The sequence below is a fragment of the Amycolatopsis sp. A1MSW2902 genome, from assembly GCF_017312175.1.
Classification (GTDB): domain Bacteria; phylum Actinomycetota; class Actinomycetes; order Mycobacteriales; family Pseudonocardiaceae; genus Amycolatopsis; species Amycolatopsis nivea.
The window spans coordinates 132869-147045 of record NZ_QJPO01000003.1; the positions used below are offsets into that span (position 1 = coordinate 132869).

At 67.2% G+C, this 14177-nt stretch carries 12 protein-coding genes, 1 tRNA gene and 1 pseudogene; 11 read left to right on the forward strand and 3 right to left on the reverse strand.

The features are described 5' to 3' along the window. Positions 1–56: 56 nt before the first annotated feature. Positions 57–437 (reverse strand): helix-turn-helix domain-containing protein, encoded by a 381-nt coding sequence (locus DMP23_RS43740; RefSeq protein ID WP_116199109.1) that lies wholly within the window; start codon positions 435–437, stop codon positions 57–59. A gap of 157 nt (positions 438–594) precedes the next feature. Between DMP23_RS43740 and DMP23_RS43745 the strand changes: the two genes are divergently transcribed. From DMP23_RS43745 to DMP23_RS43775, 7 genes are read left to right on the forward strand one after another with little or no spacing between them, the layout of a single operon-like run. After that, positions 595–771, forward strand: a complete 177-nt coding sequence (locus DMP23_RS43745) for a helix-turn-helix domain-containing protein (RefSeq protein ID WP_337824701.1) — start codon at positions 595–597, stop codon at positions 769–771. Continuing rightward, positions 771–1094, forward strand: a complete 324-nt coding sequence (locus DMP23_RS43750; RefSeq protein ID WP_337824702.1) for a WhiB family transcriptional regulator — start codon at positions 771–773, stop codon at positions 1092–1094. Before DMP23_RS43745 ends, DMP23_RS43750 begins: the two co-directional genes overlap by 1 nt. Next, positions 1091–1420 carry a hypothetical protein gene (locus DMP23_RS43755; protein WP_337824703.1) on the forward strand — a complete coding sequence of 110 codons (330 nt, stop codon included), beginning with the start codon at positions 1091–1093 and terminating at the stop codon, positions 1418–1420. The genes DMP23_RS43750 and DMP23_RS43755 overlap by 4 nt, the downstream gene beginning before the upstream one ends. Then, positions 1417–2112 carry a hypothetical protein gene (locus DMP23_RS43760; RefSeq protein ID WP_337824704.1) on the forward strand — a complete coding sequence of 232 codons (696 nt, stop codon included), beginning with the start codon at positions 1417–1419 and terminating at the stop codon, positions 2110–2112. Before DMP23_RS43755 ends, DMP23_RS43760 begins: the two co-directional genes overlap by 4 nt. After that, on the forward strand, positions 2105–4198 hold the full coding sequence (locus DMP23_RS43765) for a cell division protein FtsK (protein WP_337824705.1): 2094 nt from the start codon (positions 2105–2107) through the stop codon (positions 4196–4198). Before DMP23_RS43760 ends, DMP23_RS43765 begins: the two co-directional genes overlap by 8 nt. Continuing rightward, entirely contained in the window at positions 4195–4356 is a 162-nt protein-coding gene (locus DMP23_RS43770) for a hypothetical protein (protein ID WP_337824706.1), read from the forward strand. The genes DMP23_RS43765 and DMP23_RS43770 overlap by 4 nt, the downstream gene beginning before the upstream one ends. Then, positions 4346–6097 carry a recombinase family protein gene (locus DMP23_RS43775; RefSeq protein ID WP_337824707.1) on the forward strand — a complete coding sequence of 584 codons (1752 nt, stop codon included), beginning with the start codon at positions 4346–4348 and terminating at the stop codon, positions 6095–6097. The genes DMP23_RS43770 and DMP23_RS43775 overlap by 11 nt, the downstream gene beginning before the upstream one ends. Here DMP23_RS43775 and DMP23_RS43780 read toward each other — a convergent pair. Further along, positions 6079–6162: transfer RNA gene (locus DMP23_RS43780), tRNA-Leu, on the reverse strand. The genes DMP23_RS43775 and DMP23_RS43780 overlap by 19 nt on opposite strands. Before the next feature lie 528 nt (positions 6163–6690). Here DMP23_RS43780 and DMP23_RS43785 point away from each other — a divergent pair. Then, a pseudogene (locus DMP23_RS43785) lies at positions 6691–7055 on the forward strand (XRE family transcriptional regulator). Between the two features lie 1056 nt (positions 7056–8111). Here the strand turns inward: DMP23_RS43785 and DMP23_RS43790 are convergent. Continuing rightward, the gene (locus DMP23_RS43790; RefSeq protein WP_134731641.1) at positions 8112–8384 is read right to left on the reverse strand and encodes a hypothetical protein; all 273 of its coding nucleotides are present in this window, start codon (positions 8382–8384) and stop codon (positions 8112–8114) included. 1145 nt (positions 8385–9529) lie between these two features. Here DMP23_RS43790 and DMP23_RS43795 point away from each other — a divergent pair. From DMP23_RS43795 to DMP23_RS43805, 3 genes are all read left to right on the forward strand, one after another. After that, positions 9530–10906: a flavin monoamine oxidase family protein gene (locus DMP23_RS43795; RefSeq protein ID WP_337824708.1), complete on the forward strand. Its 1377-nt coding sequence runs from the start codon at positions 9530–9532 to the stop codon at positions 10904–10906. Between the two features lie 560 nt (positions 10907–11466). Then, positions 11467–13350, forward strand: a complete 1884-nt coding sequence (locus DMP23_RS43800) for a PAS domain-containing hybrid sensor histidine kinase/response regulator (protein ID WP_337824709.1) — start codon at positions 11467–11469, stop codon at positions 13348–13350. Then, on the forward strand, positions 13347–13985 hold the full coding sequence (locus DMP23_RS43805; protein WP_134731633.1) for a response regulator: 639 nt from the start codon (positions 13347–13349) through the stop codon (positions 13983–13985). Before DMP23_RS43800 ends, DMP23_RS43805 begins: the two co-directional genes overlap by 4 nt. Positions 13986–14177: the final 192 nt, after the last annotated feature.

A 14177-nucleotide genomic window follows, 5' to 3' on the forward strand; every position in this document is an offset into this window, starting at 1 on the left:
GGCCTTGAATTCGGGGTATGGAAATCACCTGGTTCATCAGCCCGAAGCGCAAGCCGTCAGCGCTTCTTTTGCACGTGGTCGACGACGGTCGCCAGGCTGGTCTGGACGTCGTCCAGCCGGTCGAAGATCTCGTCGAGGCGCTGTTCCAGCGCGTCGAGACGGGTCGACAGTTCGCCGCCGTCGTCGGCCGGCTCGTCGGGATGCGGGGGCGTGCGGTTCTGCAGCACGGCCTGCAGATGTTGCGGGTGCCAGCCGAGCGTGGTCGACAGCGCTTCGAGTGTGCGCGCGCTCCGTCGGCGCTCGACCGTGTGGTGCTGCAGCTCGCGCACGATCGCCTGCGACACGTGCGACCGCTCCGCCAGCTCGCGCTGCCGCCAGCCGAGTTCGTGCACTCGCATGTCGATCGCCTTCGCGACCGCCGCCCAATCCTCCGACACCTATTCCTCCGCGCTCCGCCTCAGCGCCGAGATTAGCGCGTCATTGCGCTTTTCTCGCGCCGCATAGCGGGTGTGCCGCGGCGCGTCGGGTATCTATGCCCTTTGGGCAGCTGAACTCAACAACATAGTCTTGAAATCATCAGATTGGCCTTTTCTTATGAACTCGAATGTCACTTTTCACACGCCGGATGAAGCGGCTTGGCTGCTCGGTGTCTCGCGGGGCGCGGTCAGTCGGGCCATCCGGAGTCGGAAGCTGCGGGTGGTCCGTCGCCGGGAAGGGCTGCGGATCCCGTCTACCGAGTTGACGCGCGTCCTCGGCCGGGGTGCGGCGTGATGGACGAACTCGCCTTGATCGGGATTGCTTGGAAGCTCGACTCGCTTCGTTGGGTGCCGTCCGACGTGCTCCACGACGTCGTGACCAGGGACGGACTCTGTATGTGGCCACCGGACGGTGACCCGCCACCCGCGTCGTCGGATGCGGAACTCGCTGCCCGGATGTGCGGTGGTTGCCCGGTACGGGACATGTGTCTGGAGCTGGAGTTGCGGGCTGCCGGGGAGGCGACGGTCGGAGTCTGGGGCGGGATGGCCGACGATGACCGGCGGGCGTTGCACCCGCACTGGCTCCGCCGCGGCGAGCGGGCCGGGGGTGCGCGATGAACGGGCTGACCGTGACGCCGACGCAGGTTGTGGCCGGGGTCGGCGTGCTGCTGGTGCTGTTTTGGGTGTGGCGTGCAGGTGCTCGCCGGGCGAAGGCGGCTGCGGAGAAGGCGCGGTCTGGGGCGCGGCTGGTGTCGTTGGCCGGGCGGGTCGTGTTTAACGCGGCGCTGATCGTGGCGGTTCAGTGGGTGGTGATCGCTCACCAGGGCGGGACGTGGGTCTTGCTGGCGGTGCTGGGGTTGCCTGCACTGTTCGCGGCGCACGCGCTGACTCGGGCGCTGACTGTGACGACGGTCGACACCTCGAAGCGGGGTGGTCCGCGATGAGCAGGGCGCAGAAGCTTGCGCGGGATGCGGCTGAGGCTGCGGAGGTTCGGGCGTATCAGACGGATCCGGACGTAGTGGCGCTGCGGATTGAGCGGGTGCGGCGGCAGGTCGACTGGATGGCGTGGTCCGGGATCGTGCTCGGGCTGGGCTTCACGATGACGAACGTGCAGACCTTCGCGTCGGCGGATACGGCGGTGTGGTCGTTGCCGTGGCTGGCGGCGTGGGTGTTGGATCCGACTGTTTCGTTGGTACTGCTGGCGATTCTCCGTGCGGAGCAGGTCACGGCGCGGTACCAGGTGCGGACTGGGCCGTGGGTGCGTCGGGCGAAGTGGTTCACGCTGGCGGCGACGTATGTCATGAACACCTGGACGTCGTTCATGGCCGGTGAGGCTGCGGCGATCGTGTTGCACTCCGTTCCGCCGTTGGTGGTGTTCGTGGCGGTGGAGGCTGTCACTGATCTTCGGGACAAGCTGACCGATGCCGTGCTGGTGGCTGCTGGTGAGCGTCGAGTCGTTCGGCCGGTCGAGGGCGGGCGGCGGAAGCTGTTCGCGGACTACCTCGCCGAGGCGCGGGCGGCTTGGGCTCCGGGCGTGGAGATCACGCCGGCGTGGGTTCGGCAGGAGACCGGGTGTTCGCGCGGGTTGTCGCCGCGGCTGGCTCGGACGTTGCGCGCGGAGGTGGCCAATGGCTGACGACGCGCTGGTCAAGGCTGATCCGATACTCGACGGCGAGCTGGTGGATGACACGTTGCCTCAGCCGCGGCCGCGGAAGCGGTTCGAGTCCTGGTGGCTGCGATCCCGGTGGGTGCCGACCTGGTTGAAGGACCGGAACCAGGCGCGGCAAGCGGCTAAGGACTTCGTTGCGGGCGTGGTGCGTTCGCCGTTCCGTTGTCTGGGCGCGGTGGCGCGTGGGCTGGTTGCGGCTGCGCGGTGGTGGCGGGCCTGGGTGACTGTCCGGGACTTCCGGGAGGCGGCGGAGCAGTCAGAGAAGCTTGCGGACAAGTTCGCCGACATTCGGGCGCTGACGTTGTTTCGGTGGAAGGTCACCGGTGCGGTTGCTGCGGGCGCAGCTGCGGTCACGCTGATGGCTGAACTGGTCTACGGCACCGTTGCTCTTTGGGTTCTCGGTGGAGTCTTGGCGGTTGCGCTGGCCGTGCTCGGACGGCAGCGCGAAGGGAGTCCAGGGCGGAAAGCGGTGCTGGCCGGGCCTCGGACGTTGCGCTGGACGATGGATCCACAGGTGCTGGTCGACGCGTTTCGGGACGCGAAGCTAGTGGGCAAGGACGAGACCCTGAGGCTGGTCGAACGGGCGACGCGGATGGGAGACGGCTGGGCGATCACCGTTGACCTTCCGGCTACGCGGAAGGCCGCGGACGTCATCAAGAACCGCGAGGCGCTGGCATCAGCGCTCGCGGTCGATGAGGTGCAGCTGATCGTTGAGCGGGTGCGCGGTAACGGCGGGCACGCTGGCCGGGTCGCGATGTGGGTTGCCGATGAGGATCCGTACGCATCGGCTCCGCGGAGGACGCCGTTGCTCGACGCGGCGCGATGGGATGCGTGGCGGCCGGTCCCGTTTGGACGGGATGCGCGGGACCGGCGGGTGGATCTTCCGTTGGTGTGGACGTCGTTGCTGGTCGGGGCGATTCCCCGACAGGGCAAGACATTCGCGGCCCGGCTGGCCGCGGCGGGGCTGGTGCTCGACCCGTTCACGCGGCTGTATGTGGCGGATTTCAAGGCCGGGAAGGATTGGGACGCGGCTGGGCGTGTGGCGCATCGGTTCATGTCGGGTGATGAGCCGGAGCATGTGTTGGCACTGGTCGGGTGGCTGGTGGAGCTGGTCAGCGAGGTGCAGGGGCGGTTCCGGCGGATGCGGGAGCTGGACGACGAAACGTGTCCGGAGTCGAAGGTGACGCCGGCGATGTCGCGGGACCGGGCGTTGGATATGCCGATCACGGCGATTTTCGTGGACGAGGTGCAGGTGCCGCTGGAGGACCGGACGCCGGTCAAGGTCGAGGGCAAGACGTTGACGGCGGGTGAGTATGTCGGCGAGTTGTTGACGTGGCTGGCTAAGAAGGGTCCGGCGGCCGGGATTGTGCTGGTGTTGGCGACGCAGCGGCCGGATTCGAAGACAATTCCGTCCGGGTTACGGGCAGTGCTTGGGTCTCGGTTCGCGCTGCGGGTCATGGACTGGCGGGACAGCAACATCGTTCTCGGCGAGCAGATGAACACCCGGGGGTATGACAGCAGTCGGTTGCTCGCATCACATAAGGGAGTTGGGATTCTTCGGCCGGACGGGGATGCACAGGCTGGCGGGGATGTGCTGGCGCTGACTGTGCGGACGTATTACATGCCGAATGAGGATTGGCAGACGATCTGTCGCCGCGGACGTGAGCTGCGTGAGGCGGAAGGCACGCTGACCGGGCACGCAGCCGGTGCGTCGATGCCGGAACTGGCGATGCCAGCCGCACCGCAGATCGTTGCGGCTCCCCGTGATGACGCGGTTCAGGAGCGGTTGCCGGAGCCGCTGCGCGCGGTAGTCGATTACCTCGAGGACGTGGCGGACGATCGCGAGTTCGTCCCGACCTCAGAGCTGACAGCCGCGCTCGGTGTCGAGGCGAAGACGTTCGCGGCGCAGATGAGCGAACTGGGCTGCCGCCCGACGCGGTACCGCCTTACCGGCGACGACGGCCGAACTCGTCAGTTTCGCGGATACCTGATAGCTGAAATCGATCAGGCGCGACGCGAGGCTGCTTCGTTCGGCGTCGAGGGGGCGTCATGACGAGTTCCAGGAGCGACGAGCAGGGCGTTGTGGTCATCTTGCCTGCGGAGATGCCAGTATTGACGCCAGTGGTGGCGCGCGGACTGCTTGCGGTCTTGGTCGAGTTGACCGACGTGCCGTACTGGGACCGTACGGATGGGGTGACCGATGACAGCTGATTTCGATATCGATCCGTGGGCAGTGCTGGACGATGCGCTCGGCGTCGACTCGACCGTCGTTGCTGAGGAACAGATCGGCTCGTTGGCTTTCTACGGGCGGTGCTCGACGGAGGACAACCAGGATCCGGAGACCTCGCTGGGTTGGCAGCTGGGGAACGCCACGAAGTTCGTTGGCCCGCTGGGCGGAGAGGTAGTTGCGCAGTACTTCGACGTCGGCCAGTCGCGTTCGGTGCCGTGGGAGCGGCGGGATGCGGGCGCGCAGTTGTTGGCCGCGCTCAAGGATCCGCGGCGAGAGTGGACGGGCGTTGTGGTCGGGGAAGGGACACGGTGTTGGTTCGGCAACCAGTTCTCGCTGATTGCTCCGCGCTTCGCGGCCTACGGGGTTGACCTGTGGGTTCCCGAACTCGGCGGGAAGTTCGATGCACGCAACCCTTCGCACAAGATGCTGATGAGCGTCCTCGGTGGGATGAGTGAGTCGGAACGTCAGCACGTTCAGGCTCGGGTCCGGTCGGCGATGGACGCACAGGTGATCAACGAAGGACGGCATCAGGGCGGCCGGGCACCGTATGGGTATCGAGTGGTGGACGGCGGTCCGCATCCGAATCCGCGGAAGCCGGCGGAGGGGTTTCGGTTGCGGGTGCTGGAAATCGATGAGCCTGCGGCGGAGGTGGTGCGCCGGATGTTCGCCGAGTACTTGGCTGGCGTGGGCGACCGGGTGATCGCGCGGGGGCTGAACCAGGACGGCATCCCGTGTCCGTCGAAGGTGCGGCCGGAGCAGAACCGGCACCGTCCGGGAGACGGCTGGCAGGGCTCGACTGTCCGGGCGATCCTGGAGAATCCCAGGTACACGGGTTACGCGGTTTTCGGGCGGTGGACGAAGCACGAGCGTCTGCTGAATCCGGACGACGTGAGCGCTGGTTACGTCGTCCGGTTCCGGAAGTCGGATCCGGGCACGGTCGTCCGGTCGCGGCGGCAGTCTCATCCGGAGATCGTGTCGGTCGAGACGTTCGCGCAGGCGCAGTTGCTGCGGCGCTCGCGAGGTGCTGGCGGGATGCGCGGTATAGCGAAGCTGGAGCGAGACCGTCCCGCGGCGAAGAACGTCTACCTGCTGAAGGGGCTGATTCGCTGCGAGATCTGCGGACGGAAGATGCAGGGCGCGCCGATCCGGAAGGCGGTCTACTACCGGTGCATGGCCCGAACGTTGGCACCTGGATCACCTGCGCTGAAGAGCCATCCGAAGACGGTCAATCTGCGGGAGGACGTCGTGATGCCCGCGCTGAACGGCTGGCTGTGTCAGGTGTTCGACCCGGCGAACCGGGATGAGACGGTCGCCGCGCTGGTCGCTTCGCAGGGTGGGACGTACTCGACCGGCAGGGAGTCAGCGGAGAAGCGGTTGGCTGATGCGGAGTCACGCTTGCGCCGACACCAAGCAGCGATCGAGGCGGGAGTGGATCCGGCCGCGGTGGTCGAGGCGATCAACACGGCGCAAGCGGAGCGGGAGGCAGCTCGCGCCGAGTTGCAGCACTTGCCGAAGGCGACGGTCATCGAGGCGGCGGAGGTGTACGCGCGGCTGGATTCGATGGACGACGTGGCCCGGGCGCTGAACTCACGGGCACCGGAGCGGATCACGCAGGTCTACCGAGACCTCGGGGTGAAGCTGAACTACGACAATGAAAAAGAGGCGGTCGTAGTGACCGCCTCTCCCCGTGTGTCTAACGTGTGTGTCCGAGGGGGGACTTGAACCCCCACGTCCGTTAAGGACACTAGCACCTCAAGCTAGCGCGTCTGCCATTCCGCCACTCGGACTTGCTGATGAAGAGAGTATACGACGATCAGACACGTCATTTCAGGGGGGTGCGAAACAGCGCCGAGAGCTCGCATGATAATCTCATATGTTCTCGACATTTAGATACTCATTCGCATATCTGCAGGTCAACCCTACGTCGGTCGCGTTCGAGCAGCCGCCAGCGCACTGCGGCACCTATCCAGCCCCCTGTGTTGGGCCGACGAATCGACTCGAACGTCGGCGACTGAGCCCTAGCCCCTCAGTGCGCTCCCTCACCCTGCCCCTCAGATCAGATGTTCCAAGACCGTCCTTAACGCTCGCGCACCCTCTCGGCGATGGGACAGCATCCCTCGCCGAACGACCACGGCATGCAGCGAAGTCGCGCAACCCCGAACTACAAGGCGGGACAAATCCGGCGAGACGCTGCTTCAGGAACTCAGGTTCCAACCGACGCGAGTGTCGACGTACGGTTACAAACACGATACGCAGCGCAACATATGGGCAATGACGTCTGCACCTCGGCGCTGAGGCGGAGCGCGGAGGAATAGGTGTCGGAGGATTGGGCGGCGGTCGCGAAGGCGATCGACATGCGAGTGCACGAACTCGGCTGGCGGCGCGGTCGCACGTGTCGCAGGCGATCGTGCGCGAGCTGCAGCACCACACGGTCGAGCGCCGACGGAGCGCGCGCACACTCGAAGCGCTGTCGACCACGCTCGGCTGGCACCCGCAACATCTGCAGGCCGTGCTGCAGAACCGCACGCCCCCGCATCCCGACGAGCCGGCCGACGACGGCGGCGAACTGTCGACCCGTCTCGACGCGCTGGAACAGCGCCTCGACGAGATCTTCGACCGGCTGGACGACGTCCAGACCAGCCTGGCGACCGTCGTCGACCACGTGCAAAAGAAGCGGTGACAGCTTGCGCTCCGGGCTGATGAACCAGGTGGTTTCCATATCCCGAATTCAAGGCCGAAACGACTGCCAATCCCATACATCGCCAGTCCCCCACTGATGCGGCTCCGAACTCTAGAACGCGCATCGGTGAACCAGTCGACGGATCGGCTGTCCGCATTGGACCAACGCCGCACGCCGCTTGCTTCGCGCAGCTCGCGTCTGCTGCAGGCGGTACTGGACTGTATACAGCCTTGCCGTTCCGGTTCGGAGTCACCGTGTCACGCGTGATCGTCCGCCTTCGCGCTGGCAGCTACATCGCTCCGGGGAAGATTTCGGATCGCGTGTTCCGGACACCGTCCGGCAAATGGTTGACGCGCGCAGGCGTCATCGACTCCAACCGTTGGCCCTTGTTCTCGCGCCTGGTTCCTCCGCGGACACTTCAGCGTCGTGTGCGATCAGTTCCAGCATGGCGCGGGCGGTCGGTTCGAGACCAGCCTCTTCTGGAACAGCAGAACGTGTATTTGGCAGACGGGCTCGTGCGTCAGCCACGCCCAGCGCGCAGCTTCGGTGCCGCCACGCCGGTGCGGGTGTCCATCGGCTCACTCCCCGGTCGCGGCGTGCTCGATCTCGTCCAGCGTCGACCAGAGGAAACCACCTTTTCCTGCTGCTCGTGGGAAACGCAGTAAAGGACCCAGGAAGATTCTGCAGAGGTCCGGGGCCGGGCACTTGCTGATGATCGTTGCGTCCTTCTGCTCGCGCAGGCATTGACATCCCCAGTAGCGCGATGCGAGGCCGCGCAGCTCGCCGGTGGACTCCGTGTCGGGCTCGTCGGGTGCACAGCGGTCATTGCGTTCTCGCTCAGGGGCACACCGTTCGGGAGACAGGGCCGGTCCCATCCACGCCGCCGCTTCCCCATGCGGGCCGCGGATGCGGTGACATCGACCGGGTCTCGCACTCGACGAAGGCCGGCGCCGGTCGACATCCGGCCGTTTCGTGCACAAAGAAACCCGCTTCCCATGGCGAAGCGGGTGCTCGCTCAGCGGTGCTGACCTCCAAGACGGCCCGGCGGACGCCGGATCACGGCTCCGCCGGGGCCTGGCTCAGGAATCCCGCATAGATGATCTTCATCAGGACCGCGTAAGCGTGCTGCTGGTCCGCGCTGATCTGCTGTTCCTCGGTCAGCCCGCTGTTCAACGCTTCGATCCGGCCGATGATGCGGTCCAGTCTCGCCAGGACATCGATCTGCGCGGGGATGAAGATGCCCCGTTCCACGAAGCGGATCACCGTGGCCACGTACTCCTCGGTGCCTGCCAACTCACCCTTGGTGTCGCCCAGGGGGTGGTTCAGCACGCCGCGAGGGAAAGGAAGCCACCGCCACAGCATGTAAGCATCCTGGAAGCTCAGCATTCCGCTCTTTCTCCGATTCTCCTTGTACTCCCCGGCGTTGAGCTTATCCTTCCCGGAAGGTCTATCCACGACCGTTGACCGGAAAGACGACACGGTCGTCCGGCCCGGCTTTGAAGGACACAGCCGGGCCGGAAGCGACGTCCTGGCAGAAACCCTCTGTGCGGAGCGGACAGCCCCACGGGGGCTACGCTGCCGACCATGACGGCATAACCGCCTCGCGCCGCGGTCCGCGCCGAACTTCGCCCCGAATTCCAGCAGTTCGCCATTGGAACCGGCGACGTGCTCACCGTTGCCCGGCAACTCACCGAACGCACATCCGGTGCCGACGCAGTGACGTCGTCGGATACCTGCATGCTGTTCACGCTCCGGCCGGGAATTGCCGACGTCAGGCTGACTGTCGAAGTCTGGGCTCCGCCACCGTCCCCTCCCCTGGCGCAGGTGCAGCGATTCACTAGCACGCTCCGGACTGAGAGCGAACTTCTCCAGATCGTCTGATGTCCGCGATTACTCCGTCGCCGTATTCCTGACCGAGTTGTCGCGCGAGCACGACGATGTCTTCGACACGGACGTGAGAACGGAAAACTGGCTGGTTCACCTCTGGTGATCTCCGCCAGGGCCCGGCAGAGGCAGGCTTCTGCCGGGCAGACGGCCCGGTCCTCCCGAAACTTTCTCGAGCGAATCCAGCGAGAGTGCTCGTGAAATGCAATTCGGCATAGACCGGTCCGCACTGCAACGGTGGTCGTCTGGATAAGAGAAACTGTAGTAGTCGCCCGAAGCTCTCCGCGGTCATCGGGTGGGAACCTGGCGGATGGAAAGGTTCCGGATTTCCCGGCTGGTCGGTGGCCAAGCGAACTCGGTGCACCGTGCACCGGCCCTCGGGAAATCAGGTGCGTTCTGCAGTGGGGAGCCGCTGTCGCTGGCAGGAACAGTGGAAAGCATCGGCAGCGGAAAGAGCGAGAACCAGGGCGGTCATGACAGCTGAGGCATCCGGACACCGGGCCGCCCAGCTGTGCGCGGGATTTTCGCGGCCGAGGCGATTACCCGATGCATCGCACACCACGCGGACCGCGTGTGTCAAGGAGGGAACTATGTCGAAATCTGTTGAGCGTGAACCGAATACCGTATCGGCGGACGTCGTGATCGTCGGCGCTGGATTCGCGGGGTTGACCGCTGCGGAACGACTCGCGGACCTGGGGGTGTCCGTGCGGGTCGTGGAGGGGCGCGACCGGATCGGTGGCCGGTCGTATTCCGGCGAGGTCGCGGGGGTCAAGGTCGATCTCGGGGCGACGTGGGTTTCGCGGCGGCACACGGAGATCCGGAATCTTGCGAGCCGGCTGGGGTGTACTACCACCCCGCAGTTCGCGAAAGGTCTCAATGTTCTGTGGATGGGCGGGGAGCGCAGCACTTACCAGGGCACCATTCCCGAGATTTCGACTGAGGCCGTGGAGGACATGGGCCGCGTGCAAGGGATTCTGCACGAGCTGCTCTCGACGGTCGACGTCGAAGCGGTTTGGGAGTCTCCGGAAGCCGAGCGGCTCGATGCAATTTCGTTCGGTGAATGGCTCGACCAGAACGACGCGCAGCCTGGCACGCGTGCGCTGATGACCATTCTCAGCAAGGTGCAGTGGGGCTGCAGTCCGGGAGACGTCTCGTTGCTGCACGCGTTGCGCTACATCCGCGCGGCGGGCGGGGTTTCGCACATGCTGGACGTCGAGGACGGTCAGCAAGAGGAGCGCTACGCCGAAACCACGCAGGAGATCGCCACGCGGCTCGCCGAAAAGCTCGGCGACCGGGTGGTGGTGGGCACTCCGGTCCGGCGAATCGCGCAGGACGGCAGTGGCGTCACGGTCAGCACCGACTCGGAGGTGATCAACGCCAGGTACGCCATTGTCACCGCTGCTCCCGCGCACCGGGCCGATATCGAGTTCGAGCCTGCGCTGCCGGAGAAGGGCGAGTGGCTGGCCAAGACCTGGCGGATGGGCGCGTTGAGCAAGGCGTTCGTCGCCTACGAGAAGCCGTTTTGGCGCAGCAGCGGGCTTTCCGGCGAGGCACTGACCGACACCGGCACCGTGTTCATCACGTTCGACGTCTCGCCTGACGACAGCGGACCGGGCATTCTGATGGCCTTCTGCGACCCCCGGGTGTACGACAACTTCAGCCCGGAAGCCCGGCGGGACCGCGTCGTCCGGCAGCTCGTCGATCTGTACGGGCCTCAGGCCGGCGCCCCGATCGACTACGTGGACCACTGCTGGGGCACGGAACCGTTCGCCCCGGGCGGGCCGAACCCCGCGGTTCCGCCTTACGCGTCCGGCAGTTACGGCAGCGCTCTCGCCGAGCCGCACGGGCGCGTCCACTGGGCTGGGGTGGAAACCGCGGGCGAGTGGGCCGGAACGATGAACGGTGCGGTCCTGACTGGTCAGCGGGCTGCTGAGCAGGTCGCTCGGCAACTCGGTGTCTCGCAATAATTCGCGCTGTTTCCTCGGGAGCAGGACGGGTCGGTCCTGCTCCCGAGGACTCCTCGATCAGGTGAGCCGGGGCAGCGACGTCCCGGCGGCGCTCGCGGCCCGGCCCGCTTGGGGTCCGCTCGAAGCCCAGGGGCAGCGGGTGCACCGTTCCGGAAGAGAGCGGAGCCGCGTGCGGAGCCCCTCCCCCGCACGTCCAGCGAGTCCTCGACCGTGAACGGGACGCCGTGAAACGCCGTCGCCCCGGCGAAACCGCTGCGGGACAAGCGCTTGGCGATGCTGGACGCGGCGGTGCAGGATTCCGAACGCGCAACCGGTACGCCGCATGCGCTCAAGTCATCAACTCCGGCGGCGACCTGGGCAGGAATCCCCAAGTCACAGCGAGTATCGGCGCGGATCAGCTCCTTCAGCTCTGCGATCCGGCGGGCTGTCCGGGAAGCGCCGAGGTCATGACGCGGTCAGTCGCACAACGGCGACCTGAATCGAAAGAGCGGCCTCAGTTCGCCCTGCTTACCAGCGTCATGGACCGACGCACTGCCGGTGTGCGCCTAGGATCTGCGGCTGTGGACGTGTCGCGCCGATCCAACGGAGTATCGACGGCGGCCGCGGAGCTGATCGAGCTCGCGGTCGCGCCGTCGTTGATCGTGCGCCACGGACCGGACGGTGCCGAGGTGGTCGCCGCCAGCACGGCGTTCAGCGCGCTGCTCGGCCGTTCTGTTCCGGCGGGCACCTGCTTGAGCGAGCTGTTCCCGGCGCTGCCCGCCGACGCGCTCGCATCCGGCTGCGGACCGCGCGAGGTGAGTCTCGTCGGTGCTGGCGGGGAGACTCCGGTGCTCCTGCGCGTCGACCGGTTGCGGTCCGGCGAGCTCGCCGGGCTGGTGCTCGTGCAGCTCGACGTCACCGCGTCGCGCTCCCGGGCGGATCGCGCGCTCTGGGAGAGCGAGCAGATGATGCAGGCGATCGCGGACGCGGTCGACGCGCTCATCTACCTCAAGGGCGCCGACGGGCGTTACCTGCTGATCAACAGTTCGTTCGAGAAAGCCACCGGGGTCCGCCGGGAGGACGTCGTCGGGATGACCGACGACGACATCTTCGGCGCCCGGCTCGGCCGCACCTATCACGCCAACGACCGGCGCGTTCTCGACGCGGCCCGAAGCATGATGTTCGAGGAGCTGGTCCCGGGAGACACGATCTACCTGTCGACGAAGTTCCCGCTGATCGGCGAGGACGGCAAGCCGTACGCGGTCGGCGGCATCTCGACCGACATCACCGACCGCAGCCACGCCGAACAAGCCGTCCGCCTCGCTCGCGACGAGGCGGAGCGCGCCAACGCGGCGAAGACGGAGTTCCTGTCCCGGATGAGCCACGAGCTGCGCACTCCGCTCAACTCGATCCTGGGCTTCGGCCAGCTCCTGGAGCTCGACCTGCGCGGCGAGCAGGCCGACCGGGCGCACCGGATCGTGCAAGCGGGCCACCACCTGCTGAACCTCATCAACGAGGTCCTCGACATCACCACCACCGAGCACGTCGGCCTGGACGTCGAGGTCGAGCCGGTCGGCGCGGTCGAGGCCTTCCAGGAAGCGCTGGTCCTCGTGCGCCCGCTGGCGGAGGCCCGCGGGATCACCCTCGCCCGGGACTTCCACGGCGGCCTCGACACCGCCGTCGTGGCCAACCGGCGCCGGCTCGCGCAGGTGCTGTTGAACCTGCTCAGCAACGCGGTGAAGTACAACCGCCCGGACGGCATGGTGACCGCGTCCTTCCGCGCCGGCGAAGGGCGGATCCGGTTCCTGGTCACCGACACCGGCCGGGGGCTGACCGCCGAGGAGGCCGAGCGGGTTTTCGCCCCGTTCGAGCGCCTCGACGCCGGCGGGACCGAGGTGGAAGGGACCGGGTTGGGCCTGACCCTTTCCCGCACCCTGGTCGAGGCCATGGGCGGGACGCTGGGGGTCGAACGGTCGAAACCGGGGCGGGGAAGCGTGTTCTTCCTCGAACTGCCGATCGCTCCCGGGGTGCGGCCGCAGCACGAGGCGGCGGAGACCGGGCCCGGCGAGCCGCTCGCCGACCTGTCCTCGGTGCACGTGCTGTACATCGAGGACGCCGACGCGAACGTCGAACTCGTGCGAGGCGTGCTCGAGCGGCAGCGTGTCGCCGAGCTGACCTGCGCGAGGACCGGGGCCGACGGCGTCGCGCTCGCGCGCGTGGCCCGGCCCGACATCATCCTGCTGGACCTGCACCTCCCGGACGCCGACGGGGAGAACGTCCTCGCCCGCCTCCGCGCCCAGCCGGAGACGGCGGCGATCCCGGTGGTCGTCGTGTCCGCGGACGCGCTCGGCCCGCGCATCACCCGGCTCACCGAAGCCGGGGCCGCGGCCTACCTGACCAAGCCCGTCGACCTTCGTGCGCTCGTCCGCACGATCAGCGAACTGACCTCGGAGAGCCGCGGATGAACCTGGTGCGGGTGCTGCTCGCGGACGACCACCCCGTCTATCGCGACGGGCTGGCCGCGCAGCTGGGAAGCCATGCCGAAATCGAGGTCGTCGGAGTGTCCGGGGACGGCGCGCACGCGCTCGAACTGCTTCGCCGGACCGAACCCGACGTCGCGGTGCTCGACCTCATGCTCCCCGGGGCCGACGGAATCGAGATCATCGAGCAGTGCGCGCGCGAGGGCCTCGCGTCGCGATGCGTGATCGTCTCCGCGTACGAGGACAGCGCGACGGTCTACCGCGCTCTGGCTGCCGGTGCCCGCGCCTACCTGATGAAGATCGTCTCCGGGCAGACCGTCGCCGAGACCGTCCTCGCCGTCGCCGGCGGGGCTACCGTGATCCCGCCCGAGTTGCAGACGGGCCTGGCCGAGGAACTCCGGCGACAGGCCCGGCGGCAGGAGCAGCCGCCGCTGACCGAGCGCGAGCGCGATGTGCTGCGGCTCGCCGCCGAGGGAACAGCGATCAAGGACATCGCCGCCGAACTCTTCGTCGGCGTGACGACGGTCAAGACTCATCTTCAGCACGCCTACGAGAAGCTCGGCGTGAACGATCGGGCCTCGGCAGTGGCCGCGGCGATCCGGCGCGGCCTGCTCGACTGATCCCCCCGCCACCGGCCGCGCGGAGGATGCCTTCCTCCTCCGGATGGCCGGAGCGATCTCCTCCCGAAGACCGTCCGCCGGGATGACCCAGGTCACAAGGGCCGCTCGTAGCGTTGTCCGCGGCGATCGACGGCCCGCCCACCCCCAGCGGCCCGGTCGCCGGAACCGCATTCGCCGGTTCGCAGCGTCGCC

Bases quoted from the DNA above. Each gene is read 5' to 3' on its own strand.
- DMP23_RS43745 (WP_337824701.1), top strand. From the start codon at position 595: ATGAACTCGAATGTCACTTTTCACACGCCGGATGAAGCGGCTTGGCTG.
- DMP23_RS43750 (WP_337824702.1), top strand. From the start codon at position 771: ATGGACGAACTCGCCTTGATCGGGATTGCTTGGAAGCTCGACTCGCTT.
- DMP23_RS43755 (WP_337824703.1), top strand. From the start codon at position 1,091: ATGAACGGGCTGACCGTGACGCCGACGCAGGTTGTGGCCGGGGTCGGC.
- DMP23_RS43760 (WP_337824704.1), top strand. From the start codon at position 1,417: ATGAGCAGGGCGCAGAAGCTTGCGCGGGATGCGGCTGAGGCTGCGGAG.
- DMP23_RS43765 (WP_337824705.1), top strand. From the start codon at position 2,105: ATGGCTGACGACGCGCTGGTCAAGGCTGATCCGATACTCGACGGCGAG.
- DMP23_RS43770 (WP_337824706.1), top strand. From the start codon at position 4,195: ATGACGAGTTCCAGGAGCGACGAGCAGGGCGTTGTGGTCATCTTGCCT.
- DMP23_RS43775 (WP_337824707.1), top strand. From the start codon at position 4,346: ATGACAGCTGATTTCGATATCGATCCGTGGGCAGTGCTGGACGATGCG.
- DMP23_RS43795 (WP_337824708.1), top strand. From the start codon at position 9,530: ATGTCGAAATCTGTTGAGCGTGAACCGAATACCGTATCGGCGGACGTC.
- DMP23_RS43805 (WP_134731633.1), top strand. From the start codon at position 13,347: ATGAACCTGGTGCGGGTGCTGCTCGCGGACGACCACCCCGTCTATCGC.